This window comes from Lentibacillus songyuanensis, assembly GCF_039548255.1.
GTDB lineage: Bacteria > Bacillota > Bacilli > Bacillales > Amphibacillaceae > Lentibacillus_C > Lentibacillus_C songyuanensis.
Genome location: NZ_JBCLVH010000029.1, coordinates 1 through 25,423, shown reverse-complemented (window position 1 = coordinate 25,423; position 25,423 = coordinate 1). Strand labels below are relative to the sequence as shown.

The 25,423-nt window shown below is 41.1% G+C and carries 24 protein-coding genes and 1 riboswitch; of the genes, 11 read left to right on the top strand and 13 right to left on the bottom strand.

Annotation, left to right across the window (positions count from 1 at the left end; all coding sequences use genetic code 11):
- Window positions 1-14 precede the first annotated feature (14 nt).
- The 7 genes from WMZ97_RS19510 to WMZ97_RS19480 form a co-directional block, all read right to left on the bottom strand.
- Window positions 15-557: a hypothetical protein gene (locus tag WMZ97_RS19510; RefSeq protein ID WP_343273769.1), complete on the bottom strand. Its 543-nt coding sequence runs from the start codon at window positions 555-557 to the stop codon at window positions 15-17.
- A gap of 238 nt (window positions 558-795) precedes the next feature.
- Window positions 796-1,116, bottom strand: coding sequence for a hydrolase (locus tag WMZ97_RS19505; RefSeq protein WP_343273768.1), 321 nt, complete (start codon window positions 1,114-1,116; stop codon window positions 796-798).
- A gap of 205 nt (window positions 1,117-1,321) precedes the next feature.
- Complete coding sequence (locus WMZ97_RS19500) at window positions 1,322-2,806, bottom strand: o-succinylbenzoate--CoA ligase (protein WP_343273767.1); 1,485 nt, start codon at window positions 2,804-2,806, stop codon at window positions 1,322-1,324.
- A gap of 143 nt (window positions 2,807-2,949) precedes the next feature.
- The gene (menB, locus tag WMZ97_RS19495; RefSeq protein WP_343273790.1) at window positions 2,950-3,768 is read right to left on the bottom strand and encodes a 1,4-dihydroxy-2-naphthoyl-CoA synthase; all 819 of its coding nucleotides are present in this window, start codon (window positions 3,766-3,768) and stop codon (window positions 2,950-2,952) included.
- On the bottom strand, window positions 3,768-4,610 hold the full coding sequence (gene menH, locus WMZ97_RS19490; RefSeq protein ID WP_343273766.1) for a 2-succinyl-6-hydroxy-2,4-cyclohexadiene-1-carboxylate synthase: 843 nt from the start codon (window positions 4,608-4,610) through the stop codon (window positions 3,768-3,770). The genes menB and menH overlap by 1 nt, the downstream gene beginning before the upstream one ends.
- A gap of 4 nt (window positions 4,611-4,614) precedes the next feature.
- Entirely contained in the window at window positions 4,615-6,363 is a 1,749-nt protein-coding gene (menD, locus tag WMZ97_RS19485) for a 2-succinyl-5-enolpyruvyl-6-hydroxy-3-cyclohexene-1-carboxylic-acid synthase (protein WP_343273765.1), read from the bottom strand.
- Between the two features lie 2 nt (window positions 6,364-6,365).
- Window positions 6,366-7,751 carry an isochorismate synthase gene (locus WMZ97_RS19480; protein WP_343273764.1) on the bottom strand — a complete coding sequence of 462 codons (1,386 nt, stop codon included), beginning with the start codon at window positions 7,749-7,751 and terminating at the stop codon, window positions 6,366-6,368.
- A 427-nt stretch (window positions 7,752-8,178) separates the two neighbouring features.
- On the opposite strand from WMZ97_RS19480, the gene WMZ97_RS19475 reads away from it, so the two are divergent.
- From WMZ97_RS19475 to WMZ97_RS19455, 5 genes are all read left to right on the top strand, one after another.
- Window positions 8,179-8,649, top strand: coding sequence for a hypothetical protein (locus WMZ97_RS19475; RefSeq protein WP_343273763.1), 471 nt, complete (start codon window positions 8,179-8,181; stop codon window positions 8,647-8,649).
- A 460-nt stretch (window positions 8,650-9,109) separates the two neighbouring features.
- A complete protein-coding gene (locus WMZ97_RS19470) occupies window positions 9,110-10,045 on the top strand; it encodes a 1,4-dihydroxy-2-naphthoate polyprenyltransferase (RefSeq protein WP_343273762.1) in 936 nt (311 codons plus the stop codon).
- Window positions 10,046-10,064: 19 nt separating this feature from the next.
- A complete protein-coding gene (locus WMZ97_RS19465) occupies window positions 10,065-10,472 on the top strand; it encodes a hotdog fold thioesterase (protein WP_343273761.1) in 408 nt (135 codons plus the stop codon).
- Complete coding sequence (locus WMZ97_RS19460) at window positions 10,465-10,824, top strand: TraR/DksA C4-type zinc finger protein (RefSeq protein ID WP_343273760.1); 360 nt, start codon at window positions 10,465-10,467, stop codon at window positions 10,822-10,824. The genes WMZ97_RS19465 and WMZ97_RS19460 overlap by 8 nt, the downstream gene beginning before the upstream one ends.
- Window positions 10,825-11,235: 411 nt before the next feature.
- Window positions 11,236-11,384: riboswitch (FMN riboswitch) on the top strand.
- A 158-nt stretch (window positions 11,385-11,542) separates the two neighbouring features.
- Entirely contained in the window at window positions 11,543-12,130 is a 588-nt protein-coding gene (locus tag WMZ97_RS19455) for an ECF transporter S component (protein WP_343273789.1), read from the top strand.
- A gap of 139 nt (window positions 12,131-12,269) precedes the next feature.
- Here WMZ97_RS19455 and WMZ97_RS19450 read toward each other — a convergent pair whose 3' ends face one another.
- Complete coding sequence (locus WMZ97_RS19450) at window positions 12,270-15,644, bottom strand: S8 family serine peptidase (RefSeq protein ID WP_343273788.1); 3,375 nt, start codon at window positions 15,642-15,644, stop codon at window positions 12,270-12,272.
- Window positions 15,645-16,407: 763 nt separating this feature from the next.
- Between WMZ97_RS19450 and WMZ97_RS19445 the strand changes: the two genes are divergently transcribed.
- The 5 genes from WMZ97_RS19445 (at window position 16,408) to WMZ97_RS19425 (ending at window position 21,382) form a co-directional block, all read left to right on the top strand.
- The gene (locus WMZ97_RS19445; RefSeq protein WP_343273759.1) at window positions 16,408-16,974 is read left to right on the top strand and encodes a thioredoxin family protein; all 567 of its coding nucleotides are present in this window, start codon (window positions 16,408-16,410) and stop codon (window positions 16,972-16,974) included.
- Window positions 16,975-17,065: 91 nt separating this feature from the next.
- Window positions 17,066-18,067, top strand: a complete 1,002-nt coding sequence (locus WMZ97_RS19440) for a potassium channel family protein (RefSeq protein ID WP_343273758.1) — start codon at window positions 17,066-17,068, stop codon at window positions 18,065-18,067.
- A gap of 96 nt (window positions 18,068-18,163) precedes the next feature.
- Window positions 18,164-18,553: a S1 domain-containing post-transcriptional regulator GSP13 gene (gene yugI, locus WMZ97_RS19435; protein WP_343273757.1), complete on the top strand. Its 390-nt coding sequence runs from the start codon at window positions 18,164-18,166 to the stop codon at window positions 18,551-18,553.
- 110 nt (window positions 18,554-18,663) lie between these two features.
- A complete protein-coding gene (locus tag WMZ97_RS19430) occupies window positions 18,664-20,007 on the top strand; it encodes a glucose-6-phosphate isomerase (RefSeq protein ID WP_343273756.1) in 1,344 nt (447 codons plus the stop codon).
- A gap of 205 nt (window positions 20,008-20,212) precedes the next feature.
- On the top strand, window positions 20,213-21,382 hold the full coding sequence (locus WMZ97_RS19425) for a MalY/PatB family protein (protein WP_343273755.1): 1,170 nt from the start codon (window positions 20,213-20,215) through the stop codon (window positions 21,380-21,382).
- Window positions 21,383-21,445: 63 nt separating this feature from the next.
- Here WMZ97_RS19425 and WMZ97_RS19420 read toward each other — a convergent pair whose 3' ends face one another.
- Window positions 21,446-22,018, bottom strand: a complete 573-nt coding sequence (locus tag WMZ97_RS19420) for a superoxide dismutase family protein (protein WP_343273754.1) — start codon at window positions 22,016-22,018, stop codon at window positions 21,446-21,448.
- A 75-nt stretch (window positions 22,019-22,093) separates the two neighbouring features.
- Window positions 22,094-22,285 carry a hypothetical protein gene (locus WMZ97_RS19415; protein ID WP_343273753.1) on the bottom strand — a complete coding sequence of 64 codons (192 nt, stop codon included), beginning with the start codon at window positions 22,283-22,285 and terminating at the stop codon, window positions 22,094-22,096.
- A gap of 181 nt (window positions 22,286-22,466) precedes the next feature.
- Between WMZ97_RS19415 and kapB the strand changes: the two genes are divergently transcribed.
- Complete coding sequence (kapB, locus tag WMZ97_RS19410; protein ID WP_343273752.1) at window positions 22,467-22,862, top strand: sporulation phosphorelay system protein KapB; 396 nt, start codon at window positions 22,467-22,469, stop codon at window positions 22,860-22,862.
- A 66-nt stretch (window positions 22,863-22,928) separates the two neighbouring features.
- On the opposite strand, the gene WMZ97_RS19405 is transcribed toward kapB, so the two are convergent.
- The 3 genes from WMZ97_RS19405 to WMZ97_RS19395 form a co-directional block, all read right to left on the bottom strand.
- Window positions 22,929-24,104: a cation:proton antiporter gene (locus tag WMZ97_RS19405; RefSeq protein WP_343273751.1), complete on the bottom strand. Its 1,176-nt coding sequence runs from the start codon at window positions 24,102-24,104 to the stop codon at window positions 22,929-22,931.
- Between the two features lie 6 nt (window positions 24,105-24,110).
- On the bottom strand, window positions 24,111-24,599 hold the full coding sequence (locus WMZ97_RS19400) for a cation:proton antiporter regulatory subunit (protein WP_343273750.1): 489 nt from the start codon (window positions 24,597-24,599) through the stop codon (window positions 24,111-24,113).
- Between the two features lie 140 nt (window positions 24,600-24,739).
- Window positions 24,740-25,003, bottom strand: a complete 264-nt coding sequence (locus tag WMZ97_RS19395; protein WP_343273749.1) for a phosphocarrier protein HPr — start codon at window positions 25,001-25,003, stop codon at window positions 24,740-24,742.
- Window positions 25,004-25,423: the final 420 nt, after the last annotated feature.

The following is a 25,423-nucleotide window of genomic DNA, read 5'->3' as shown; positions in this document are numbered from 1 at the left end:
CATTTCGTCAAATATTATTCGGAATAACTAACGCCTGTTATTATCCAGTCGCTGTCATAGGTGAATTCAACCTCAATCGTGTACCAGCCATGTAAATCCGAGTGATTATGCTGCACAGCTTTCACCTGATTGTCCTCTAATTGTACCATATGAAGGTTATTATTTTCATCTACCCATGCTGGAGTTTCCGTTGGGATCACGTATAAACCATCATCCCGTTCCTCATAATACGTATCGACAAACGTTTTTGCTATTTCATAAGAGGCAATGTTGTTGAAGGATTGAATCAATTCTTTCTTACTGGTAACATGTTTTACTTTATTATTCTGGTCAATGTCCTGAACAAGTATTTCCATGAATTGACGCGTTTTTTCTTTTACCATATCCTTCGTAAGCTCTGTTGACTGTCCATTTTCTGTATTTATTTCCGTCTGGATAGATTGGTGATCTGCATCTTCTGCTGATGCCGTCCCCGGTTCACTGGCCTCCAGGACAAATAATAATGGCAGCATCAAGATAAGTGCATAGACCAGTTTCATTACATATTTATGATTCATCGTCGTCACTCCTTTAGCTTGTATCTATAATTGAATTTTCCACTATGATGAAGAGCTTTTTCCCGTTATCTGCATAACAACGAATTCGTCTAGTAATTATATTCCTGTTTCACGGAAAAAATAAACAACCTTTATTCCCGGTTGACAAAAATAACAAAGGCCCTAGCTATCATCATAAAGCCAGAGCCTGTTCGGCAAGTAAATTAATGTTTGCTAGGGTTCGATTCGTCGCACCATTTTATAAAGGACGATCCGTCAAAATCCCCATATCTGTAATATGCTTCCTCGTCTCTTCACTGCCAAGGTCATAAATCATTTGAAACGCATCCGTCATCCCGCTATCATAATCATCATTTGGTTGATCGTGATGATATGGCATAATCGGAACATGCGCCCGAAAAAACGCACGGAAATTTGCATCGTCCATCTCGGTCATTTTCCTGCGCAATTCATTGGCCTCGTTTTCAGTAGCATAGATAACCAACTCTTCATTATTTCCATATTTCATCTGTGAAATTTCCTGGCTTCCCATGTTAATATAAAACGTCTTTTTTTCCATACCGCAAACACCTCCTGTCCATAATGTGGCTTCATTGACCTGTTTTCATGTATTGCCAGATCAAGAAAATGTTTTACCTATGAAACTTTTATGCTTCATTCCGTTTACCCCAGGGTAGTGCACATCAGGATCAAGCGCTTTTGACCCATAAAAAATAGTCCATAAATCTTCGCAAAAAAGATTTATGGACTATTTTGTGATGTCTTTATTCATTTGTTTGAACCGATTCGTATTTTCCTTGCTCTATCCATGTTACTAACTCATTGCGAACCAGTTTATTCGATGCGTTTCTAGGTAAAGCCTTCACAAAGTAAATCGCTGCCGGATGTTTATATTTGGCCAAGTGCTGCTCGGCGTATTTTGTGATATCACTCGCAGTAACGGTGCCATCTGCAACGACAAATGCCACAGGAACCTGTCCCCAGTTGGCATCCAATTTTCCAACGACGCCAATTTCACTGATAGCATCCATACCGGAAAGAACACTCTCTACTTCTGATGGATAAATGTTTTCGCCCCCGGAAATAATTAAGTCGTTTCTTCTATCTACAACATATAAAAACCCGTCATCATCCAGATAGCCTAAATCACCGGTTGCAAGCCAGCCATCGTGAATCGCCTTTTTGGTAGCTTGGGTCTGATTAAAATATCCATGTGTAACCATTGGTCCTTTGACGAGAATTTCACCGACAGTACTGTCATTCGTGTGTGCAATTTGTAATTGTGCCGGAACTAAAGGCTTTCCGGCAGAGCCAATCTTGTTCAGTGCGTCATTCGGACTAAGCGTCACAATTTGTGAGGAAGTTTCCGTCATTCCATACGATTGAAATACCGGAACCTTAGAAGACTTTGCTTTTTCCAATAATGGCTTCGGAGCCGGGCCACCACCAAGCAGCATACAACGGAATGTTGCCGGATAGGTCTCCGTATCGAGCATCTTTATTAAACGCTGCAGCATGATGGTGACGACCGAAACGGCTGTTACTCCCCGGTTCATAATTGCATCGTGCACAATGCTTTCTTCAAATTTTTCCAGCAAGTAGACGGGCATCCCATAGATGACACTCTTTATAAAAATGGACAATCCACTTACATGAAAAATCGGCAATGCACAAAGCCACTTATCGTTGGCCTGTAACCCCAGATTTAAAACCGAACCAATCGCACTCCACCAATGATTACCATATGTATGCATCACACCTTTCGGGAAACCGGTTGTGCCTGATGTATAAATAATCGTGAACGTATCATCCAACCGCAATTCCTCCACAAGATCCACGGCCGTTTCCGGTTCCTCTGCTACCTCCACAAATGTTTTAACCGGTACAGAAAAGCCCTTCCCCGTTTCCATTAGATAAGGATCATCATTCGTTAAAATAAGGGCAACGTCAGCATCGTTTATCTGATATTGCAATTCATCCGCTGTTAAGCGGGTATTAAGCATGACCGAAACGGCGCCAAGATAGCTCAATGCATGGATCGTAACAACCATAGAAGGGTGATTGTTCGATAAAATAGCTATATGAGACCCTTGCTGCACCCCGATATGTGCCAATTTCCTTGCAAACTGTTGACTGCGTTCCTTTAATTGCCGAAAAGTTACCGTATCTCCATTAATGTGCTCAATCGCTGTTCCTTCAGGCACTAAATCAGCCTGTTTCGTTAGCCAGTGCGGGATAACTTCTGTCATGTTGTTAACCACCTTTTGCAGGAAAAGCACAGCAAACTTGCCCAGCGTGGACAACGACACTGGCCTTTCCTGTTATAGTAACTTAGCAGCAAAAACCTTTGCCTGTGCAGCAAAGGTTTTTGCATTCTTCTCTAGTTTCAGGATCAAGGAAAACGCGGGAATTGATCCCAATCCGGCTTCCTTTTTTCTTTAAATGCATCGCGTCCTTCTTTTGCTTCGTCGGTTGTATAATAAAGAAGGGTTGCATCTCCGCCCATTTGCTGTAACCCAGCTAAGCCATCAGTTGCAGCATTGAATGATGCTTTCAAGAAACGTAATGCGGTTGGTGACTTTTCAAGAATTTCTTTACACCACTGCAATGTTTCATTTTCCAATTCTTCCAATGGTACAACCTTGTTAACCATGCCCATTTCATAAGCTTCTTCCGCATTATATTGACGACATAAATACCAAATTTCTCTGGCACGTTTTTGTCCGACCATTTCGGCAAGCAAACCAGCACCATAACCTGCATCAAAGCTGCCTACCTTTGGACCGGTTTGGCCAAATCTGGCATTATCCGCAGCAATCGTTAAATCACAGCATACATGCAGGACATGTCCACCGCCAATGGCATATCCAGCTACCATAGCAATAACCGGTTTAGGGATGGTACGCATCAACCGTTGCAGATCAAGCACATTTAAGCGTGGAACCTGATCCTCCCCAACATAGCCTCCATGACCGCGAACAGTCTGGTCACCACCAGAACAGAACGCCTTATCACCTGCACCCGTTAAAACAATTACCCCAATGGATGAATCATCACGAGCATCCGCGAACGCATCAATCATTTCGTTCACCGTTAATGGCGTAAACGCATTATGCACGCGTGGGCGATTCATCGTTACCTTTGCAACCCCATTGTATTTTTCATAGATAATTTCCTTGTACTCTTTAGCTTGTTCCCATTGTACTGTCATCATTCTCCTCCTTTAGTATTGTTGCTATGTAGTTGGCAACGAATAGTAGTTAACAAAAACTCCATAACCATTTTACCAAAAAAACTGGATTGTTCCACGTGAATTGCATGGCCCGCGTTTTCAACCTCAATAAAACGCGGGTTTTTCAGGTGTTGTATCATCCGCTGATTTATTCGCAAAAACTTCTCATCCAATGCACCAACCATTAATAATACTGGTATGGAGACAGTGGACAGAAGTTCCCACCATGAGGGCTGTGAGCCTGTTCCCATGTAACGAAGAGAACCAGCTAAGCCTGGTGCTGTTTGTGCAAGCCGTTCATCCCGGATGATTTGTCTTACTTCGAGGGGCAATTTTTTTTGCGTCTGAAAAAGCGGGACATCTTCCCAAAAGTCAACAAAGCTCGTGACTCCTTCTTGTTCCACTTTTTCGGCCAGCTTTTCATCGTGGACGATTCGTGCGTTTCGTTCTTCTTCTGTTTCCAGCCCTGGGGAGGCACTTTCCAACACGATGGATTGCACGTATTCCGGATAGAGCATCGCAAAAGATAAGGCTGTACGACCGCCCATTGAATACCCGACAAGATGAATCTTTGTTAACCCCAGATAGGTAAATAGATCTCGCAAGTCCTTACAGCATGCCTCCATCGACCAGGGCGTTTTCATGTTCGTTTTGCCATGACCAGGTAAATCAATTGTGATCACCTGAAATGATGGTGCAAAGCTTCTAATAAAAGGGTTCCAGGTAGTTGAACTGCCAGTAAATCCATGCAGCAATACAACTGCCGGACCTTTTCCATGTAATTCATACCAATACGTTGCATCATTGATGGAAAAATACACGTGATCATTCCTTATTGTTGACAATTTCTGCTTCAATGGCTTGCCATTTTTGACGGTGCCACTGCTTATTATATTCCCGATCTGTTTGTACTTCAATCACTGATAAGCCTTGTTCCTTGTAACTTTTATCAAGGGCCTTGCGTAATTGGGTCTGATTTACTGCCAGCTCATAATGGCCTCCATACATCTCAATGGCATGATGAAACGAAAGATTAGATGGTGTACCAAATAACGCCTCAAAATGATCCTGATGATCCGCTTGTGGCAAGTAGGAAAAAATTCCGCCACCATTATTATTAATTAATAAAATCGTCATGTTCAATTTATATTGTTTGGCAGCAAGAAGCCCATTCATATCATGAAAGAAGGATAAATCGCCAAGTAGCAATGTTGTCGGTGAACCATCTGTTGCAGCTCCGAGTCCACTGGAAACCATGCCATCAATTCCATTTGCGCCACGATTTCCCAAAACATGCAGATTTTTTTCGGTGGTTAGGAAAAATGTGTCCACATCGCGAATGGCCATGCTGTTTCCCACATACACCGTGCTCGCCTCTGGCAACGCTGTAAATAGACAACGTACAGCCTCTCCCTCTGTAAGGGCCTGTTCTTCTGGCAGAGCCGCTACATCCAAGTGATTTCTAGTTATCTGATTCATCTGTTCCCATTGGGTAAACCATGAGGTATCATGCGCTTTTTCCGAAGCAATTTGGGTTAAGTCATCACAAAGCAAGGCTGGATCAGCATAAATAAATTCGGTCTTATTTCCTGCTGGCTCCCGATACCCAGTATGCTCCTCCACAATCCATTGTTCCACATCCCGGTGCTCTTTCACATAAAATAAATACGGTTTTGAGACTGGCATCGCCCCAAAACGAATGATATAGTCGGGCTTAAGCTGTTTGCGGATCTGTTCGCTTCGTAAAAATGCATCATATCCTTCGATTACGTGCACCTTATCATGTGCACCTGACCGCATTCCTGATAGCGGATCCGCTAAAACAGGAACCTGCAGCACTTGCGCAAGTTTCGTGATCGCTGCCGGGACATCGCCGCGATCTTGTGGCCCACAAACAATGATACCTTTCTCTTTACGCATCAATTTTTTATATACCGTCGCAACCTGTTCACGATGCAATCGTTTTGCCCCGTCTAAGGTCGGATAATAATGTGTGGATGCCTGCTCTCCCCACAAATCTTCAATTGTGAAATCAGGAATAAGCGGTTCCCGTAATGGAAAATTCAAATGGACCGGGCCACTATTCCCCTCCATTGCCAGATGTACGGCACGGGAGGCTTTACCGCGGACATAGGCAAGCATCGTTTGAGTCGCTTCCGGTAACGCCATTTCATTAAACCATTTGACATAATCCCCGTATAACTTCACCTGTTCGATTGCCTGTGGCGCTCCAACATCCCGCAATTCATGCGGACGATCCGCTGTGAGTACAACTAATGGCACTCTGCTGTAATGCGCCTCCACAACTGCAGGGAAATAATTAGCTGCCGCCGTTCCAGAAGTACAAACGATAGCTACCGGCCGTTGCTTTTTTTTGGCCATTCCCAAGGCAAAAAAAGCAGCAGATCGTTCATCTAAAACGATCCATTGATTCATTTTTGGATGTTCCATGATGGTCATAGCAAGCGGTGTAGAACGAGATCCAGGAGAAATCACCACCTCCGTTAAGCCACTTGCTACCAATTCATCAACAAAATTTGCAATATATCGTGTTACTATTTCGGTATGTTCCATCTTCATCCCCCTAAAACGGATAACATTGGTGTAAATTTGATTAACGTTTCTTCGTATTCCGCTTCCGGTTCTGAATCTTTGACAACACCACATCCGGCAAATAACGATACTTCATTTCCCTGTACAAGACCGGACCGGATAGCAACGGCAAACTCTCCATTTTGATTACTGTCTAACCAGCCGATCGGTGCACCGTACCAGCCACGATCTAATCGTTCATGTTCCCGGATAAATGCCAGTGATTCAATTCTAGGAACTCCCCCCAATGCTGGTGTTGGATGCAATGCTTCAATGATTGTAAAAATACTATACCCCGGCTTCAGTGTCGCCCGTACCGGTGTATACAAATGCTGCAAATTTTTTAATGGATAGATGACAGGCTCGTCCGGAATGTTTATATCCAGACAATACGAGTTGATCGCATCTTTAATCATTTGCACAACAAAATCATGCTCCCCACGATTTTTCGCATCATGAAGCAATGTTTTTCCAATTTCATTATCTTCCTTTGCAGTTTTTCCTCTTGGTGCCGTGCCAGCAAGACAAGTAGACAGTAGTTGTTTTTGTTCCAATTTTACAAGTCGTTCCGGTGTTGCACCAACAAAGCAATCATCCCCATGTTCGAAGGCAAAGACATAACTGTTTGTTTGCGCTTGTAATAGCTTACTTAAGAGACTCGCTACGTCGACTTGTTTGGAAAGCGTTAATCGCATTTCTCGTGCAAGTACAATCTTTTCAGCTTGCTGTTGTTTAATTGCTTGGGTTGCTTGTCTAACCTGTTCCTTCCACTGCTCCGGAGCAATTTCTTTTTTCTCCTTCAAGGTCGCTTCATCCGGAAGTGGCTGCGAATGATTCAGGAATGCTTCCACTGTTTGCCGTAATCTGAAAGCCAGTTGCTGTGACTCATCTTCTTTTGTCACATACGTGTTAATCGTCACATAACATGCTTTTGTCGTTTGTACGCATGTAAACTGGGGAATTTGAAATTCGCCATCACTGAATTTCTTCCATAATTCGGTTGTTTCACTTTGTGGGTCAAAGCTCATACCGCCAAGGGCAATCAACCCTGTTCCTGGTACCTGAAACGGGTTATGGATTATTGCCTGCTCCCTCACTTTATTCCATTGTTTCTCTATATCTTGAAATCGATTGTCCATCGCGACAAGTGGACAAACATTTCCAATCCCAACGATATAAAATGCTTGCTCGGTACTTGCCCAGAAGGTTCGATCCATATTGCTATCTTTTGCCGCTTGAAAAAATTGCAGCGGGTCAACCGTTTGTACCTGTTTCGTAAAACTGACAAGCTGCCGTGTATCCTTTTCAATAGCATGGCGAATAGCCTTATCCAATACTATTTCCAGCAGCTCTTCTTTCGTTTCAATCATGCGTAATACCTCCGTTACACTGCCAAATCGTAAACTACCTCCTCTATTTTATTCCCTTTTTCATCTTTTCACAAGGAATGGGCTGTGATGCAGGATTGCTGAGATAGAAAAACCGTATAGTTGCATGCTATTTGAACAATGAAGAGCTACTGCGATGTTTTAAAAAAATCACACTGTTTCCCGTTAGCTTACTTCCTTTATCATAAGTACTGCACCCAGGAAAAGTAAGAAATAGCGTCAATTATATTTCAAATTGTCTTAAAATCAGTAGCAAAAATTAAGTTATTATAAATTGAATTTCTTCCAGATAAGTAGGTAGAAGTAAAACTAATAATAAAGACAAATTTTCTGATGTGATGTGATAAAATAAATAAAACAAAGAATCTGCTAAATTATAATTTTAAATCTTTTCTGAGGAGTAGTTAACATGAGACCACTCATACTATTCGGATGTATTTTATGTTTTGTATTAACCGCATATGGATGTGACAAGCAAAAACCAGATTTAGTTATTACTAAAAATAGCAAAGTCGTGTATATTGACGAACAAGGCCAATATTTAACATTTGATGTCTCCATTAAAAATAAATCAATCACAGAAGCTGCATCTTTCCAAGTCAAAATAAATATTTTGGATCAAGCCATAGCAAGTAAATTGTCGATGAATGAGTTATTAATAGGAGAAGCTTTAACAGGAAAAAAGGGGACAGGAAAAATATATAAAGTAAGCCCCGATGAAGAGACACATGTTGGAGGTACAATAGAAGTTACTGAAAAAATTGACAAAGTTCGATTTAGAAAAGCGATTGAAAAAAATAAAGCAATAGAAGCCCTTATTTTAAATGACGAAGAAGACCGATTAGCATCTGAGTATATTAACGTCTTAAAAGAGGAATAAATTTATTCCTCTTTTAAGATTAATACTTACGAATTCAAAAAACTCCCTATTTACGTAAGATGATCCTCTTTCTATCTTCACACGTTCATCTCCTCATTCATGCTAATACCTTCATTTTAAATGAATCCTTTTATTCTGTGTTGAATGGGTCCAACGAAAATATGTATTATCGCGCAAAAACGTAAGAAAGACACCTCATTTTCAATGAGCACTTCGAACCAATCAGGTTGTTTTAATTTCATAATAATCTTTAAAAGTATTTGTACTGGCTTCCTTGAAGAAGCTGTATGCGTATGTTTTTCAACCATTAGCAATTTACCTCCAAACATGTACTTTTATGTATTAGGAAAAACGAACACAAAATTTGTATATATAGGTAATATACAATTGATTATTGACACCCCATAGCGAATTGCCTAAACTTAATATGATATTATTGTCGTTGTAGGAGGATTCATAAATGCATTCAACTGATCAAATGAATATAAAGCATGCCTTAAACGAAAAAGGAGGTATGCAAGTCTGGTGGCGTTTGTTACGGCCACACACATTAACTGCTTCATTTGTTCCGGTTTTTGTCGGAACAATGCTTGCGAACATCGACGGCACCATCAATATTCCCTTATTTCTGGCCATGCTGATTGCTTCCATGCTGATCCAGGCAGCTACCAACATGTTCAATGAATATTACGATTTTGTTCGTGGGCTGGATAACGAAGAATCTGTCGGAATTGGCGGAACCATCGTTCGGGATGGCATCGCTGCAAAAACGGTATTGCGATTAGCCCTATCATTTTTTGCGGTTGCCATGCTGCTCGGTGTTTATATTTGTGCCGTTTCCAGCTGGTGGATTGCAGTTATTGGTTTAGCTTGTATGCTTTTCGGCTATTTATATACTGGCGGACCGTTACCAATTGCTTATACACCACTTGGCGAACTATTTTCCGGATTCCTGATGGGGACAGTCATCATTTGCATCAGCTATTTCATTCAAACGCTAACTATTACAGCTTCCACCATCTTAGTTTCCATTCCGGTTGCGATTTTTATTGGCTGTATTATGATGTCGAATAATATTCGGGATCTGGACGGCGATAAGGAAAATGGTCGAAAAACAATCGCCATTTTGCTTGGCAGAAAAAATGCGATCCGTTTTCTAGGTGCCCTGTTTGTCATCGCCTTTGGACTAACTGCCTACTATATTATTGATGGATTATTACCAATCTGGTCACTTATCGTGTTTTTGAGTGGTATTAAAGCAGTCGATGTATATAGGAAATTTCAAGGGAAGACCAAACCAATTGAAATGCTTCCTGCGATGGTCGCTACCGGGAAAACAAACACCATTTATGGGTTTTTGTTAGGGATTTCATTATTATTAAGTGAAGTATTTTGATTCAGAGAGAAGGTTTGTTATGGATTTTTCCCGGACACTACTTGAATCGCTTGGAATGAACGTTGAGAAACTCGATAAGGATCTGGTTGTCATGACCATGCCAGTTGATTATCGCACCCATCAGCCGGCCGGATTTTTACATGGCGGAGCCAACGCAGCCCTGGCAGAAACAGCTGCAAGTATCGGTGCCTTTCTTCATGTTGATGCAAACCAATTCAATGTATTTGGCATTGAAATTAATGCCAACCATATCAAGAGCAAACGTGAGGGAACCGTAACAGCCAAAGCCGTCCCCAGACATATCGGAAAAACCACCATGGTATGGGAAATTACGATCGTGGATGAACAAGATGAGCTGATTTGTCTTTCCCGATGTACGATTGGAGTCGTTCCTAAGAAGAAGAAAGGGGACAATCTTAATGAGTAATACAAATCTAAGTAAAGAGCAAGTAACACATTTTCAACATCAGCTGCTAACAATGAAGGAAGAATTGCTGGCAGAAGTAAAAAAGCATGAAGGTTCAGGTCCAAATGATTCTTTACATGAATTAGCCGATTATGATAATCATCCTGCTGATATGGCAACAGAGCAGTTTGAACAAGAAAGGGACGCAGGATTCGGTCAAATGCGCCGGGATCGTTTACAGGACATCAATGATGCATTGACCCGTATCGAAAACGGCACATATGGATTAAGTGAACTTTCCGGAAAACCTATCCCTGCAGAACGCTTGGAAATAGAACCAACAGCACGAAATTTGGCAGAAGAAGAAAAATAGTGTAGTTATAAAGAAATCTGAACGATTCAAATTTCTTTCTTTTGGAATTTGTATTCGCCCGGATTTCTTTTTTTATATGTTAATAACTTTTAAGTACTGTTGCCCTCCCCTCACCCGGACGGCGGTACCAGCACTCGTATTTGGATATCAACAACTTCTTACCCCGCAGTTTATAAAGAAAGTGTCATCAAAGACAATTGTCACTACGTCGCATTTTCCATCAACTTCCTATTGGATGAAAAACCAACATACTAAACTTCCTATCCTGTATTCTTTATCCTTAACGTACAAAATTCCCATTATGCCTCGCCACATTTTAGATATGAACTTCTCCTTTAACGAAAAACACAGCCAAAATACTTGCAAATAAAAGAAAACGATGTATACTTATAAGTAACAATATCATATCGATTCCATCTTCGGGGCAGGGTGCAATTCCCGACCGACGGTAAGAAGCAATAGTGCTTCAGAGTCCGTGACCCGCTTGAACATATGTTAAAGCGGTTGACCTGGTGTGAGTCCAGGACCGACAGTTACAGTCTGGATGGGAGAAGATGTCGAGCCGTTTTCTTGTGCAAAAGCTATTGCACATGTTTATTTCTGTTACCACGATACCCTAAAGCCCCGATTAGGCGCTTTAGGGTTTTTTATGTTTAAAAACGGCCAATCCTTCATCACGAGATGTGAATCGATAACCAGATGAAGGAGGAGATCGATGATGCCAAAGCAAAACACGCAATCATCACAATTATTAAAACTGATCATTTTAGCTTTATTGGGAACTATTTCCCTCTTACTGTTTTTCCTAAATTTCCCGCTGCCATTTTTACCCGGGTACTTAAAAATTGATTTTAGTGAAGTCCCAGCATTAATTGCAGCGCTCATCTTTTCACCCATGGCCGGTGTGATTGTGGAAGCCATTAAGAATTTGCTTTACATGGTTGTCGGCGGTGGTGAACCTGTAGGCGTAACAGCCAATTTCTTAGCCGGGGTCCTGTTTATTGTTCCAGTTGCCGTGCTCTACCATAAATATAAAGGCGTAAAGAGCATTGTATCGGGGCTTGTTGTGGGAACATTGATTTCAGCACTTGCCATGAGTATATTAAACTACCTTGTTATCCTCCCTGTTTATGCATGGTTTATGGGAATGGAAGACATGAAGATAGAAAGTGTGAAACGTTTTACTGCGATGTTCTTTATTTTTCCATTTAATGTTATCAAAGGGGTCGTGGTTGGATTACTATTTGTTCCATTATTTATCAAATTACGAAGCTGGATTGAGCAGAAGCAAACCAATACTATATAACGGAAAACGACAATCAGCGGGAAAAAGAATAATGATGTAAAAAGCTAACCCTCATCATTAAGGGTTAGCTTTTTTGCTTCTATTTCATTTCCTATTACGGGAGATACGCAGAACAACATCATCCCTCTACGCCTAACATTTATTTGTTATCTACATTAATAAATAGTTTACCATCAGCTGTTTGACGTGTTTCATTTCCGTAATCATCGGTAACTTTTACTTCAATAACGGCACCTTCTGCCTCGACATTATTGGTAGCTGTCCAATATCCTACATAATGCCCCTCAGAAGTCTCTCGCAATGGTAATTCAGTTACATTCTTTAAGCTCGCTTTTGCGTTTGTAAGCGGCATTTGGACAAAGAACGTTGCATCCAGCCCAGGGTCACTATCAAATTCAATTTTCACACTTTCCCCCGCCTGTAATTGCACATCATCTGTTGGCGTCAGATTGTCAATCACAGGAACATCCATGTTTACATCAAGTTTCACATTTTTCTTCGTTTTATTACCCGCTTGGTCCTTGGCAACCACTTTAATTTTGTTTTCACCATTATCAAGCAAAATTCGTTTGGAATAAGCACCATCAGTAACCTTAGCCTTTTCCCCGTTTACCTTAACCCAATCCAAATTCGCATCTTGAACCGTTCCTTCTACCGTCACGGTTTCATGATTGGTCTTGTCTCCATCTTTCGGATTGTCGATCGTCAGCTCCGGATTGTTCGTATCTAATGTGACGGTCACCGGTTTCGAGGCACCCGTTTTATCCCCGTCTAGTTTGGAAACAGCAGTAAATTCATTTTCACCTTCCGTAAGCTTTATTTCAATAGCAAATGTACCATCTTCTGCAACCTCTGCGGTACCGGCTTCGTCCCCATTGTTCATCAACTGGATCGTTGTGGTTGGTGAGGCGGTACCTTCAATGGTTACATCTTTCTCATTGGTGATCAGATCATCATCTGGTGATGTAATGACTGGATCAGCCACTTCATAACTTACCCGGGCACGAATCATATAGTTGCCTTCATCTGCTGGTGATGGTGACCATGTTCCATCCACCAATTGAAAGCTTCGTTCCGCATACGTTCCATCTTCATCTGTTGCCAAACCTGGGGCGTTTGGATCGCCTTCTGTTTGTATATATACCATATAGAAATCACCATCAACTACAATATTATGTTCACTCAAATCAACAACCGTCCATTCCCCGTTACGCATTGCTTCGGCATCAATTGGACCGGCAACTTTTTTGCCAGGAGCACCATCTTCACCAGAAGCATCCCAAACTTCCACGGCAAATTCTGTTCCACCCGGTACAGGCCACTCGGTATCCCAGAAGCGGAAGACCCCATCGGTTACAACAGCGGTATCTTTTCCTTCTGGTAAGGTCATTTTTACACCCCAACCATTACCGGCATCGTAAAATGCTCGCGCGTTTTCAGCCGTACCATCGTCATACCCAATCTCTCCACCTGGATAGCTATAAAAAGGATCAAGATCTATATCGATTGTCTGGTCGTCCTTCCCAATGGTGACATCGATTTCTTTGCTGTGAAAATCGCTGGCCATCACCTTTAGGGTATATGACCCCTCATACGCACTTAGTGAATAGTGTCCATCTTTATCGGTTTGCACTGGTTGCACATTGGCGTCTTCCTCAAGAAGGATCGTTGCCCCCTCAATTGGTTCATCTGTTTGCTTATTTGTAATCGTTCCTTCAATGGTACCTTCAGCAATTTCTTTCAAGGTGAAATCTGCTTTTGTTGTCCCTTCTTTTTCAATCGTAACGGATTGCTGTTCCGAGTTAAAACCATAAGCTTCGGCTTGTACAGTAAATTCTCCAGCAGGATGGGTTAATGAATAGGTTCCATCTTCCGGATTCGTACTTACCGTGCGGCCACTTTCCAGCACACTTACTTTAGCTTCTAATGGTACTGTTGCTTGGTTGTTTTTTCCTTTTAGCGCCGCTTTATGGTCTTTTACCACACCTAAATGTGCTTGCTTATCATCTCCTTGTTGGGCAACCCGCCCTTCCAGGGTACCAATACCATTTTCCATTGATGAAATGGCATCATATGCATTTACCAATCCATTTCCATATCCGTTATTCGGTGTCTCCGGATATTCTTCATCGGTTAAAGGTGTTGCTGTATCTAATAAAGTCTTTTTCATTTCATCAACAGACATATTGCCATCCACTTGTCTTAATAGAGCAGCTACCCCGGATACAGCCGGACCGGCCATTGATGTTCCGCTCATTGCACCATAGTCATCACCTGGTAAAGTAGAGCGAATCCCAACGCCCGGTGCTGAGATATCTGGCTTAATTTCATCATATGGTGATGGGCCACGCAAGGAAAAGTCGGCGATGACATCACTGCTATCTGTTGCCCCTGTTGCAAATGATTCAGGATAATTTGCAGGTGCGGCAACCGAGCCAGGACCACCTGGGTTAAATAAATCCGTATTTCCTGCAGAAAATTCCGGGAAAATATTGGATTCGCTCCAATGAATGACCACATCACGGTACCATTCATCGAGACCTGGACCACCGCCCCATGAATTATTCACAACATCCGGAGCCATGTCGACTCTCGTATTTCCATCTGCGTCGGTAGGGGCTAAGATCCACTCAGCCGCGTTGAGTAAATCCGTATCGGTTCCACCTTGTTCTGTGAAGGCCTTAACCGAAATAAACTTCGCACCTGGAGCAACTCCAACTTGATTTGATCCATCAGCCTCTCCACCGACCATTGTCCCTGTTACATGTGTGCCGTGACCAACATCGTCATATGGTTCTTCTTCTCCAGTCGTTGCATCAAACCAATTAAAGTTATGGTCGACATCCCCGGTTGCAGCATCATACCCTCTATATTTTTCTTTTAATGCCGGGTGATCCCATTGCACACCGGTATCGATACTTGCTACAACTGTACCGGTTCCATCAAAGCCCATATCCCAAGCCTGTGTAGCACCAACACGATCGACATTCCACTCTACATCTTCTGTTGCTTTGGGTGCATCTTCTACCTTGGTTTTAAAAATTTGTCGTTTCTCATTAGGTAGTACCTTTTCCACTTCTTGAAAACTGGCGATTTTTTTAGCAACCTCTTTTGTTGCTGTAACTGCCATTCCATTAACAATGAAGTACGATTTGACATGCTCAGCTTTCCCTTTTTTAACCTGCTTGTCCAGGTAATCTTTTACACTTTGCTGGCTTTCTAAGGAAGTAGATTTAAGCTCTGAAACAATGGCAGACCGCTGCATGATTTCTGCTTTATGGGTTGTTAGTTTCGCTTTACTCGCACTTTTCTTTGCTTTCTTTGCAGCCTTTTTGGTATCTGCTTTTTGCTTGAATTTAATTAAAAATGTTGCTTTATCATTTTTATCAAATTCATCCAACAGACGATTACTTACTTTTGCCTTAGCAGTTGTCTTTGCATCATGTAACGATTGGTAAGGCTTACCTTTAGATTCCGCACCAACCATCCCTGGAGACAATAAAGAAATGATCATCAACAATGAAGCAACAATACTAAAAAGCCGTAAATACCGTTTAAATCGCAATTTTCTTTTCCCCTCCCATTTTTTCGAACTAACTGGTTAATACGTGTGATTTCTCCCCTGATGACAGCATCAACAGTTGGATTTTCTTTACGATTGATCACACTTAAAGAATACTTGACACTCAAAAAACATCCATTGCCCCCTTCCTTTACTAAATAAATAGTGCAGGTTCTTAGCTGTGGATGGTACCATTTCTGTAAATTTCTAGTTGTTATGTAAAACTATACAGATTCATGTATGAAAAACCCGTCGAAGTTTGTCGTATATTACCTGATTATTCGCAATTGGTAAAAAGGTAATGACTTGCGCAAGTTTTGAGGACCTTAAATAGACCTAGATAGAAACAGTATTATGCTTGTTTTGCAAGTAAATCCTCATTATACCAGGGTTATTTTTGCTGTAATACTATTAAACTAGTTTTGACAATTTTTAAACCAATGAAAAAAACGCACCTTTTCTCCTAGATGGATTTGCGTTTTTGGTTTGGATTAAGAGAAGGGAACTAATAATACTAATTACAATAGGAAAGTTGGAGAAAAACTAGGTTTTAAGTAATACATAAATGAAGGTTGTAAGATACCAAAAACCTATACAAAATATAGAACTTGGCTTATCCAAATGGGAATCATTACGGTGAAGCACTTTTGTTTACGAACTCGCACCTATTGGGTAAACTTTAAGCAAATAAATAATTAAAGGAGTGCTTGTTTCAATGAACTTGAATGATTGGTTTGACAAAGGAATGTCACCGGATACATATATCGAATCGATGGAAAAACATAAAGAAGATTTGTTGTATATTTATGATAACTTTTCTGTCCCAAACGATTCCGCTTTTTTTCAATCCGTAGCAGATAAAAAACTGCGCGCTATTGTCCTGACCGAGGATTGGTGTGGTGATGCCATGCTTAATATCCCAATTCTATTACGGATCACCGAAAAAACTAATACACCGGTGAGAATGCTGCTTCGTGACGAAAATCTGGAATTAATGGATCAGTATTTAACCAATGGGAAATCACGCTCGATTCCTGTTTTTATTTTCATCGATGAACAAGGAAATGAAGTAGCCAAATGGGGACCCCGCGCACCGAAGATCCAGCAATTTGTCGATCAGGCACAAAGGAATTTACCGAAAAAGGATACAGCTGATTATCAGGAAAAATTCAAGGAAATGCTTTTATTTATGACGAAATCATTTCGTGATAATACCGATTTTTGGGAGGGTGTCTATTCCAGCCTGAAACAGGTGCTGAAATCCGCTAATGGCTCACGTTAATAATGGAATGTTTGTTTTGCCTTGTATAAGCCATGATATCTCAGGTCCATAATGGAGATATGACATTTTACATGGAATATAAGGTGAAACGATGAATATTGAACTATTAAAACACATCTATTTTCGGCTGCCGGTCATTGTCCGACTGTTATTAACGATCTTTATTGTCATGATTGCCTTTGGAGTGGTCATCCATTTTGTGGAACCGAAACAATTCCCTTCTGTATTTCTTGGTGTTTGGTGGGCGTTCGTTACTGGAGCAACAGTGGGATACGGTGATATCGTTCCGGTAACGACAACCGGACGAGTGATCGGCATCCTATTAATCTTATCAGGTGGCGGATTGCTTACCTTTTACATTACCCATATTTCAGCGGCCACCATTCAGCATGAACAAGATCTGTCAAGGGGAAAAGTTGCTTTCAAAGCAAATCACCATGTCATCCTTATTGGCTGGAATGAACGAACAAGACAATTAGTGCATTTAACCAAGGAACACCATCCGATGGTCGAAATTGTCCTAATTGACCATACACTATCCAATTTACCCTACAAACAATTCCCGGTTCATTTTATTCATGGGGATGCAAGCGAGGACGCTACGCTTAATCGTGCCAATATCAAGACAGCCAAGTGTGTGGTGATTGCCGCCGATCATACAAGGAAAGAACGACAGGCCGATCATAACACCATCCTAACGACGGTTGCGGTCCGGGGAAATAATAAAGATGTGCCGATTATTGCTGAAATACTTTCCAAAAGTCAGATCGAAAATGCCGTGCGGGCTGGTGCTTCGACAATCATTCGTTCCAATGATTTCATGAGTGTACTATTGTATCATGAGTTGTTTAACCGAGTCGATGCTGAACCCTATGAAACCATTCTACATTTGTTATCCAGCCAGCATTTTGAGCAAATGGATCTCCCAGGCGAACTTATTGGAGGCACCTATCAACAAGCAATCAGCTATTTTCTTAGTGAGGCAAGACTTGCCCTTGGGGTGATTCGCGACCAAGATTGGCAGATCAACCCGCCTGCCGATTTCAAATTGCATGAAAACGACGTCTTGTTAACAATGTCAAAACAAAGATGAGAATCTATTTCCTGAAATTTTTGCTTGAAAGCACAATTTATGTTAAAATATTTTATTGTGTAAAAAGAAACGAAAATGGCATAGGAGTTGTTCAGCATGACAGACAAATTTGAAACAGGGCAGGTTTTACAGGGAAAAGTTACAGGCATTCAACCATACGGTGCCTTTGTCGCATTAGATGACGAAACACAAGGACTTGTTCATATCTCAGAGGTAACACACGGATTCGTGAAAGATATTCATGATCATCTTTCTGTTGGCGATGAAGTTTCCGTAAAGGTGTTAAACGTTGACTTGGATAATAATAAAGTATCCCTATCAATTAGGGCAACTGAAGAAGCACCAAAAAAGGAAGCCCAGACACAAACCAAAAGCAAGCCCGCTAAGCAGCAGGATAATGCAGGTGGCGGATTTAACACACTAAAAGATAAACTGGAAGAGTGGATTGAGCAATCCGAAGAACGTGAAGGCACGTTTAAAAAATAACCAGCAAACGAGGCAGATCCCTTTGTATCTGCCTCGTTTTTGCTATCATTCTTGCTTTGCCTTTCCCTTTTCGATACAGTTATAATGATAAGCAAGGAGGAGAAAACCTATTGACACATGTTACATTTTCATATGAAAAAGCCCGATCCTTTATGAAGGAAGAGGAACTGGCAAATTTGACTCCATTTGTTTCATCCGCTCACGATCGTATACATAATCAAACAGGCGCAGGCAGTGACTTTCTAGGATGGGTTGATTTACCTGCATACGTTGACAAGGATGAGTTTTCACGGATAAAAACAGCAGCTGCAAGAATCAGGCAGGAATCGGATATTTTGTTAGTTATCGGAATTGGTGGATCCTATCTAGGAGCTCGGGCCGCCATCGAAATGCTGTCCCATTCGTTCCATCATCTTCTACCGACAAGGCAGCAGCCACAAATAATTTTTGTTGGCCATCAGCTGAGTGCAACATATATGCAGGAATTGCTGGACGTTCTAAAAGGAAAAGACATTTCTATCAATGTCATTTCCAAAAGCGGAACAACAACCGAATCGGCGATCGCTTTTCGCATCTTAAGAAACTACTTAGAAGACCGATACGGCAAAGAGGAAGCGAAACAGCGAATCTACGCAACAACGGACAAAGCAAAAGGTGCATTAAAGACGCTTGCAGACAAGGAAGGCTATGAAACATTTATGATTCCAGATGATGTTGGTGGACGCTATTCTGTCTTAACCGCGGTAGGTTTATTACCCATTGCTGTTAGCAGTGTTTCCATTGATGACATGATGGAAGGTGCAAAGCAGGCCATGAACGATTTAGCGGAGCCTGATCTCGCCAAGAATCCTTCCTATCAATATGCTGCTGTTCGAAATATCCTCTATAACAAGGGGAAAACGATCGAAATGCTGATTTCCTATGAACCAAAGCTATCCTATGTTGCTGAATGGTGGAAGCAATTATTTGGCGAAAGCGAGGGAAAAGATCATAAAGGTATTTTTCCTTCATCCGCCAGCTTCACAACCGATCTTCACTCATTGGGGCAATATATCCAGGATGGACAGCGCAACCTGTTTGAAACCATCCTTTCCGTAACAGCGGCAACAAAAGATATCACGCTAAAAATGGATGCTGAGAATTTGGACGGGCTAAATTACCTGGCAGGCAGGACGATTAATGAAATTAACCAAAAGGCGCTCGAAGGTACGATGCTAGCCCATACAGATGGTAATGTACCAAACTTGCTCATTGAAATACCAAAACTTGATGCCTACACATTTGGTTATTTTGTTTACTTCTTTGAAAAGGCCTGTGCAGTCAGCGGATATTTATTAGGAGTTAATCCGTTTAACCAGCCCGGTGTCGAAGCATACAAACGGAATATGTTCGCCTTACTGGGTAAAAAAGGATACGAGCAGGAACGAGAAATTTTAGAGAAGCGATTAAAGTAGATGCTTGAAAAACTTTTTATCTCTTTTAAAAAAACGTGTTTATCTTTTATAATAAGGGGTAATACTATAACTGTAAGACTTTCTCGTATTCCCCCTGTAAGCAAGGCGTAAAAAGACGCTTTGCTTTTTTTTGTACCTTATTTTAAGCTATAATAGGAAAGATACGATTGTTAGTAATGATACAAATCAACGGGAGGTTTTTTCATTGGGTAATTTTGATCTTATACATAATCGTAAACAAACAAGATCCGTCAAGTGGGATACAGCTGAACATTTATTTCAATCTAAAGATGTATTGCCGATGTGGGTCGCTGATATGGATTTTAAAGCGCCACAAGAAGTATTACAAGCCATTATGGATCGGACAGAACATGGAATATTTGGCTATACCGTTGTTGATGAAGCCGTCAGAGGAGCAATTGTCAACTGGGTTGCTAAACGGCATCATTGGCATATTGAACCAAGTTATCTCTCATTCAGCCAAGGCGTCGTAGCAAGTTTGCATATGGCTGTTCAAGCCTTTACGGAGCCGAATGACAAGATTTTGATCCAGACGCCAGTCTATACTCCTTTTTACAATGTCATTAAACAGCACGATCGACAAGTTGTTAAAAATCCGCTTCTTCTCAAGGATAACTATTATACAATTGACTTTAACGACTTTGAAGAAAAATTAAAATCAGGTGTAAAGGCGTTTATTCTATGTTCGCCACATAATCCGGTTGGACGTGTTTGGAAAGAATCAGAATTAAGGGAGATGGCACGTCTTTGTTTAAAATATGATGTATTAATACTATCGGATGAAATTCATGCGGATCTCCTCTATCCTGGCTATCAGCATACTCCAATGGCTTCCTTATCAAAGGAAATTGCTGACCAAACCGTTACATTTATGTCACCATCAAAAACATTTAATTTAGCCGGGTTGCAAGCATCCTATATTATTACATCGAACGAAGAAAAACGAAAAAAGCTGGATCACATGATTGGTATACAGGGACATGGGCAGCTGAACACATTGGGTAATACCGCTTTAGAAGCTGCATATAACCATGGGGAAGCGTGGTTAGAGGAGTTAAAAGGTGTACTAGAGGCGAATTGCAATTATGTAACCGATATGTTTGTAAAGCATGCACCAGAGTTAACCGTTATTCAACCTGAAGGAACCTACCTATTATGGATTGATTGCAGTGCATTAAACTTAGACAGTGATGCATTGAAGAAATTCATGTCCGAACAAGCAAAAGTTGGCTTAAATGCCGGAGCTGCCTATGGCGAAGAAGGCGAACCATTTATGCGAATGAATATTGCTTGTCCGAAAGCCACCGTGGAAACTGGCGTTAAACGTATTATTGAGGCTATTAAAAATAGATAGCAGAACAAAAAGCACCTTCTTCATAGGTGCTTTTTGTTCCCCATTTACAACAATAGCCAAGGATTACTCCTCTTGCTTATCATTAAATTCCGTCGGGTCGGTTGGTTCTTGTCCCTGTGATTTACCACCTGGCTTAATTACCCCACAGGCGATTCTTGCACCGGATTTCCCGCTTGGCTGACTTACACCGTCGTCTTGGTCTTCGTGAATAACCAGTGACGTTCCATTCGCTTTTAACAACGAATTTTTGCCATCTAGCAGGGTTGCTTCCGGGATCATGATTTCTGCATCAACAAGCCCATCTCCATCGGCTTTAATATTTGGCATATCACCCAGATGGGCACCGTCCGGATTCATTAACCCATGTTCTTTTCCCTCTGGGTTATAATGACTGCCAGCACTCTTAAAATCGGGTCCCTTACAACTTGGATGTTCATGGACATGAATTCCATGCAAACCCGGTTTTAATCCTTCCAGCTTTAATTTCACATTTACCCCATCTGGACGTTCGGATAATACAGCTGTACCGATCAGATCGGCTGATTGATTATACATATCAATCGTACGCACACTCTTTTCATCTGTTCCCTGGCACGAGGATACAAACAAAATTAGCAGTATAACGAGATATCGCATCTATGTAACCCCTTCTTATCGCTACTTTTTACAAGTATCAACAAAAAAAACCCCTTCTATTCAAAAAGAAGGGATTCATTCGAAACGATCTTCACTTTTCGTTTCGTTATGCTCGTTATATTGTTGTTCAAACTGCCGTTGTTCTTTTTTCGAGTATTTCAAAAAAAAGTACATTGCCACGCTTGCTAATATCATAAATATGACTAATTCAATGATTGCCGGGATATATTCGGTTTTGTCTTCTGGGAAATAAAGAAACTCCATCATTGCTGCTCACGTCCTTTAACTTGATTATAGCAGATTCATTGCAGGGAAGAAAGAGACTGACCCTCTCCTCTTTTTAACTATTACCTTACTGAGCTACTATGGCAGCAGATAGTCCACACTGGTCAACTACGATATTTTTTGGCACAATAGAGTTAGCATTAACCAAAGAGGAGATGATTTCATGACAGTTGCTGTTGGGGATACGGTTCGTGCCCACTATAATTCTGGTATTTACATAGGAAACGTAGAGGCAGATCGTGATGATCGATTTTTAATAAAAGTGCTGGCCGTCATCAAACATCCGATGCAAGGCGATTTGCACCATCCAGGCGCACTGGATGACAATGTCTTTTTCCATTCACGAAAAGCATTGGCACATTACGAAAAAATGAATGTTGCAAAGGCCGTCGTTTATCCATACAACGATCCAATACCTGATTACCGACAATCACTACAAGATGCCTTAACTACGATGAAAAATAAACTAATCGAGAAAAATACTGATTTTAGCAAAGCGGCATTAAAGAAGTTAACAGATTTGGAGAATAATGACTATCAAAAAAGCTATTATAAATAGACGAAAGAGTGGCATCCCTTCATGCCACTCTTTCTTAATAGAAACAATTCCAATGTTAGATAACCATTACGTCGGCACCTTCAGATTACGTTCTTTCTTTTTTGGCTTGCCATATATCTTCACGGTGATTTTCGGTGCGTAGTTAAACAGCAACATCCCGACAAATGCGGATATTACAATATAAATACCACCGAAAACCTTGGTCGACCCGGCTGCAATACTAGCAATGACAACAGAAAACTCACCACGCGCACATAGCGACAAACCAGCTCTTAGCGACACACGTTTGGAAAGTCCATATAATTTGCCGCCGATCATACCGGTCAAAACCTTTGCCAGCATCGACCAGATTACCAAAACGATTAACAATAAGGGCATCGGTACCCCAGACCCTAGATCAATTGTCGTGCCAAAATAAACAAAGAATGTTGGCAGGATCAAATTCTTAATCGGCGTTACCGTTCCTTCTACACGTTCGATTTTGCTAATCTCCGACAAAATCACACCAGCCAGAAAAGCGCCAAGCACTTCGGACAGTCCTAAATAAATGGCCAGCCCCGCATATGTAACCGCAATACCAACAAGCAGGATGATTTTAAAATCCTCATCCTCAATTTTAAGAAGAAACTGTTCAAAGTTCTTAAACAATGTTCTGCTAAGCACAATAGCGACAACGGCCAGCACGAGAATTTTTCCTAACAATAATGCTAGATCCAACCCTGTAAAAGCTCCCCCAGTACTTAAGGCAATTAAGATAGCCACCACAATTGGTGCAATCAGGTCTTCAAATATTAATAACCCTAACATATATTCCGTTTCCGCATTGGCCATTCGTCCTTTATCGTCCAGCAGTTTTGCTGTAATGGATGAGCTGGTGGCATAGGCAAGTCCCCCTAACAAAAACGAAGAAAACAGGTCCATGCCAAAAACAAAGGCAATGAGCATGGTCACGCCTAGACTGAGAACAATATCCAAAAGGCCGGAACTCCATATCTTCTTGGCAATATCGCCAAGCCGTTTTGTATTAAATTCCAGCCCAAGCAAGAAAAATAGCAACACAATTGCTATTTCACTGGTAAAATGTAAGATGGAATTATGACTCATGATACCAGCAAGCGAAATTCCAAACAAAATATATAAAATAACATTGGGAAAGTTTGTTTTAAACCCAATATAAGCAAGGATAAAAATTCCAATTAATATTAAACCGGCATCTAATAGCTCCGGTAATTCACTAAACAAATAGCATCATTCCTCACCCTTACATAGCGCTGTTAGTGCAGCGATTTGTTCATCTTTACCAACAGACATTAAGACATCACCTGGTTTTAATGTCGTATCAGCTTCCGGAACAGCTATCACATCTTCTCCATGAACGATTCCAATGATCGTTGCCCCTGTTTTGTTGCGAATATCGGATTCTTCAATCGTTCTATTGACAAGTATTGACTGTGATTTTAAGGTAATATAATCAATAATGATCTGACTCTTAAATATGCGCATTTTTTCCACATCAACCGGCTGATAGGTTGCGCCTAACAACTGTGCTGCCAATTCTCTAGTTTCGTCAGGTGTTAAGTCCATTGCAAAGTCCGCTTCTTCCCCATCCGCATCCTCAAAAAAATAAAGTTCCCGCTTCCCTGTATGATGGACAATAATAACCAGCAAGTTATCCTCTGATGTTTTAAACGAGATCTTTTGCCCAATGCCAGGTAATTGTGATACAGATACTTTCATTTCTTCACCTCAAGTCTCTAATAGTACTTTTTATAGACCTAACTTTAACGGTTATTTCAATAATTGTAAAGGGCAAAAAAACGCATACAAAAGGAGAAACAAAAAGCTAGAGCATATCCCTTCTCTAGCCTTCTACATCATTATTCACCCAAATGTTCTTTGATAACTTCCTCCACACCGCTAATGGCATCTGCTTCATCGTTGCCGTTTGCGGTCACTTTAATCTCGGCGCCTTTTGGAACACCTAATGACATCACACCCATGATGGATTTCAAGTTTACCGTCTTCCCATTATAGGACATCTCCACTTCTGATTGATACTGACCAGCCTTATTTACCAATAATGTTGCTGGACGCGCGTGAACGCCTGTATCAGCGGTAATTGTAAATGTTTTCTCTTGCATGATATCTCATCCTTCCAATTATAATCTGTATGCTCGTATGTATTTATCTGCTATTATTTCCAGTTCGAGTCATAAAGACGTACGAACGGCAACGCTTTAACACATGCACCATTCTTATTATATACAATAATCTAGTTTTATGAAACAAAAAAGCGGTTTTGGTATGTGTCAAGTTTTTCTCGGCGCTGCTTTCATACCAATATTTCAGGCACTATCATTTTGTACACTTTATTCGGGCTACCGCGCTGTCGCTTGCTGGCCCCGATTTTGAGGTAACGTTCTACAGCCCAAGAACGTAACCCCAAAATCAGGGTATCATTTATTTAAAGCTTTTAACTAAATGACCCATGGCTGTAGAATGGGCCGTATATAAGCCTATAGCGCCTTGTCTAGTTCCCACTGATGGACGAGTTGGGTTAC

What these genes read in the sequence shown, in the direction of transcription:
- WMZ97_RS19510 (WP_343273769.1), bottom strand. Translation starts at nt 557, where the DNA reads ATGAATCATAAATATGTAATGAAACTGGTCTATGCACTTATCTTGATG.
- WMZ97_RS19505 (WP_343273768.1), bottom strand. Translation starts at nt 1,116, where the DNA reads ATGGAAAAAAAGACGTTTTATATTAACATGGGAAGCCAGGAAATTTCA.
- WMZ97_RS19500 (WP_343273767.1), bottom strand. Translation starts at nt 2,806, where the DNA reads ATGACAGAAGTTATCCCGCACTGGCTAACGAAACAGGCTGATTTAGTG.
- menB (WP_343273790.1), bottom strand. Translation starts at nt 3,768, where the DNA reads ATGACAGTACAATGGGAACAAGCTAAAGAGTACAAGGAAATTATCTAT.
- menD (WP_343273765.1), bottom strand. Translation starts at nt 6,363, where the DNA reads ATGGAACATACCGAAATAGTAACACGATATATTGCAAATTTTGTTGAT.
- WMZ97_RS19480 (WP_343273764.1), bottom strand. Translation starts at nt 7,751, where the DNA reads ATGATTGAAACGAAAGAAGAGCTGCTGGAAATAGTATTGGATAAGGCT.
- WMZ97_RS19475 (WP_343273763.1), top strand. Translation starts at nt 8,179, where the DNA reads ATGAGACCACTCATACTATTCGGATGTATTTTATGTTTTGTATTAACC.
- WMZ97_RS19470 (WP_343273762.1), top strand. Translation starts at nt 9,110, where the DNA reads ATGCATTCAACTGATCAAATGAATATAAAGCATGCCTTAAACGAAAAA.
- WMZ97_RS19465 (WP_343273761.1), top strand. Translation starts at nt 10,065, where the DNA reads ATGGATTTTTCCCGGACACTACTTGAATCGCTTGGAATGAACGTTGAG.
- WMZ97_RS19460 (WP_343273760.1), top strand. Translation starts at nt 10,465, where the DNA reads ATGAGTAATACAAATCTAAGTAAAGAGCAAGTAACACATTTTCAACAT.
- WMZ97_RS19455 (WP_343273789.1), top strand. Translation starts at nt 11,543, where the DNA reads ATGCCAAAGCAAAACACGCAATCATCACAATTATTAAAACTGATCATT.
- WMZ97_RS19450 (WP_343273788.1), bottom strand. Translation starts at nt 15,644, where the DNA reads ATGATCATTTCTTTATTGTCTCCAGGGATGGTTGGTGCGGAATCTAAA.
- WMZ97_RS19445 (WP_343273759.1), top strand. Translation starts at nt 16,408, where the DNA reads ATGAACTTGAATGATTGGTTTGACAAAGGAATGTCACCGGATACATAT.
- WMZ97_RS19440 (WP_343273758.1), top strand. Translation starts at nt 17,066, where the DNA reads ATGAATATTGAACTATTAAAACACATCTATTTTCGGCTGCCGGTCATT.
- yugI (WP_343273757.1), top strand. Translation starts at nt 18,164, where the DNA reads ATGACAGACAAATTTGAAACAGGGCAGGTTTTACAGGGAAAAGTTACA.
- WMZ97_RS19420 (WP_343273754.1), bottom strand. Translation starts at nt 22,018, where the DNA reads ATGCGATATCTCGTTATACTGCTAATTTTGTTTGTATCCTCGTGCCAG.
- WMZ97_RS19415 (WP_343273753.1), bottom strand. Translation starts at nt 22,285, where the DNA reads ATGATGGAGTTTCTTTATTTCCCAGAAGACAAAACCGAATATATCCCG.
- kapB (WP_343273752.1), top strand. Translation starts at nt 22,467, where the DNA reads ATGACAGTTGCTGTTGGGGATACGGTTCGTGCCCACTATAATTCTGGT.
- WMZ97_RS19400 (WP_343273750.1), bottom strand. Translation starts at nt 24,599, where the DNA reads ATGAAAGTATCTGTATCACAATTACCTGGCATTGGGCAAAAGATCTCG.
- WMZ97_RS19395 (WP_343273749.1), bottom strand. Translation starts at nt 25,003, where the DNA reads ATGCAAGAGAAAACATTTACAATTACCGCTGATACAGGCGTTCACGCG.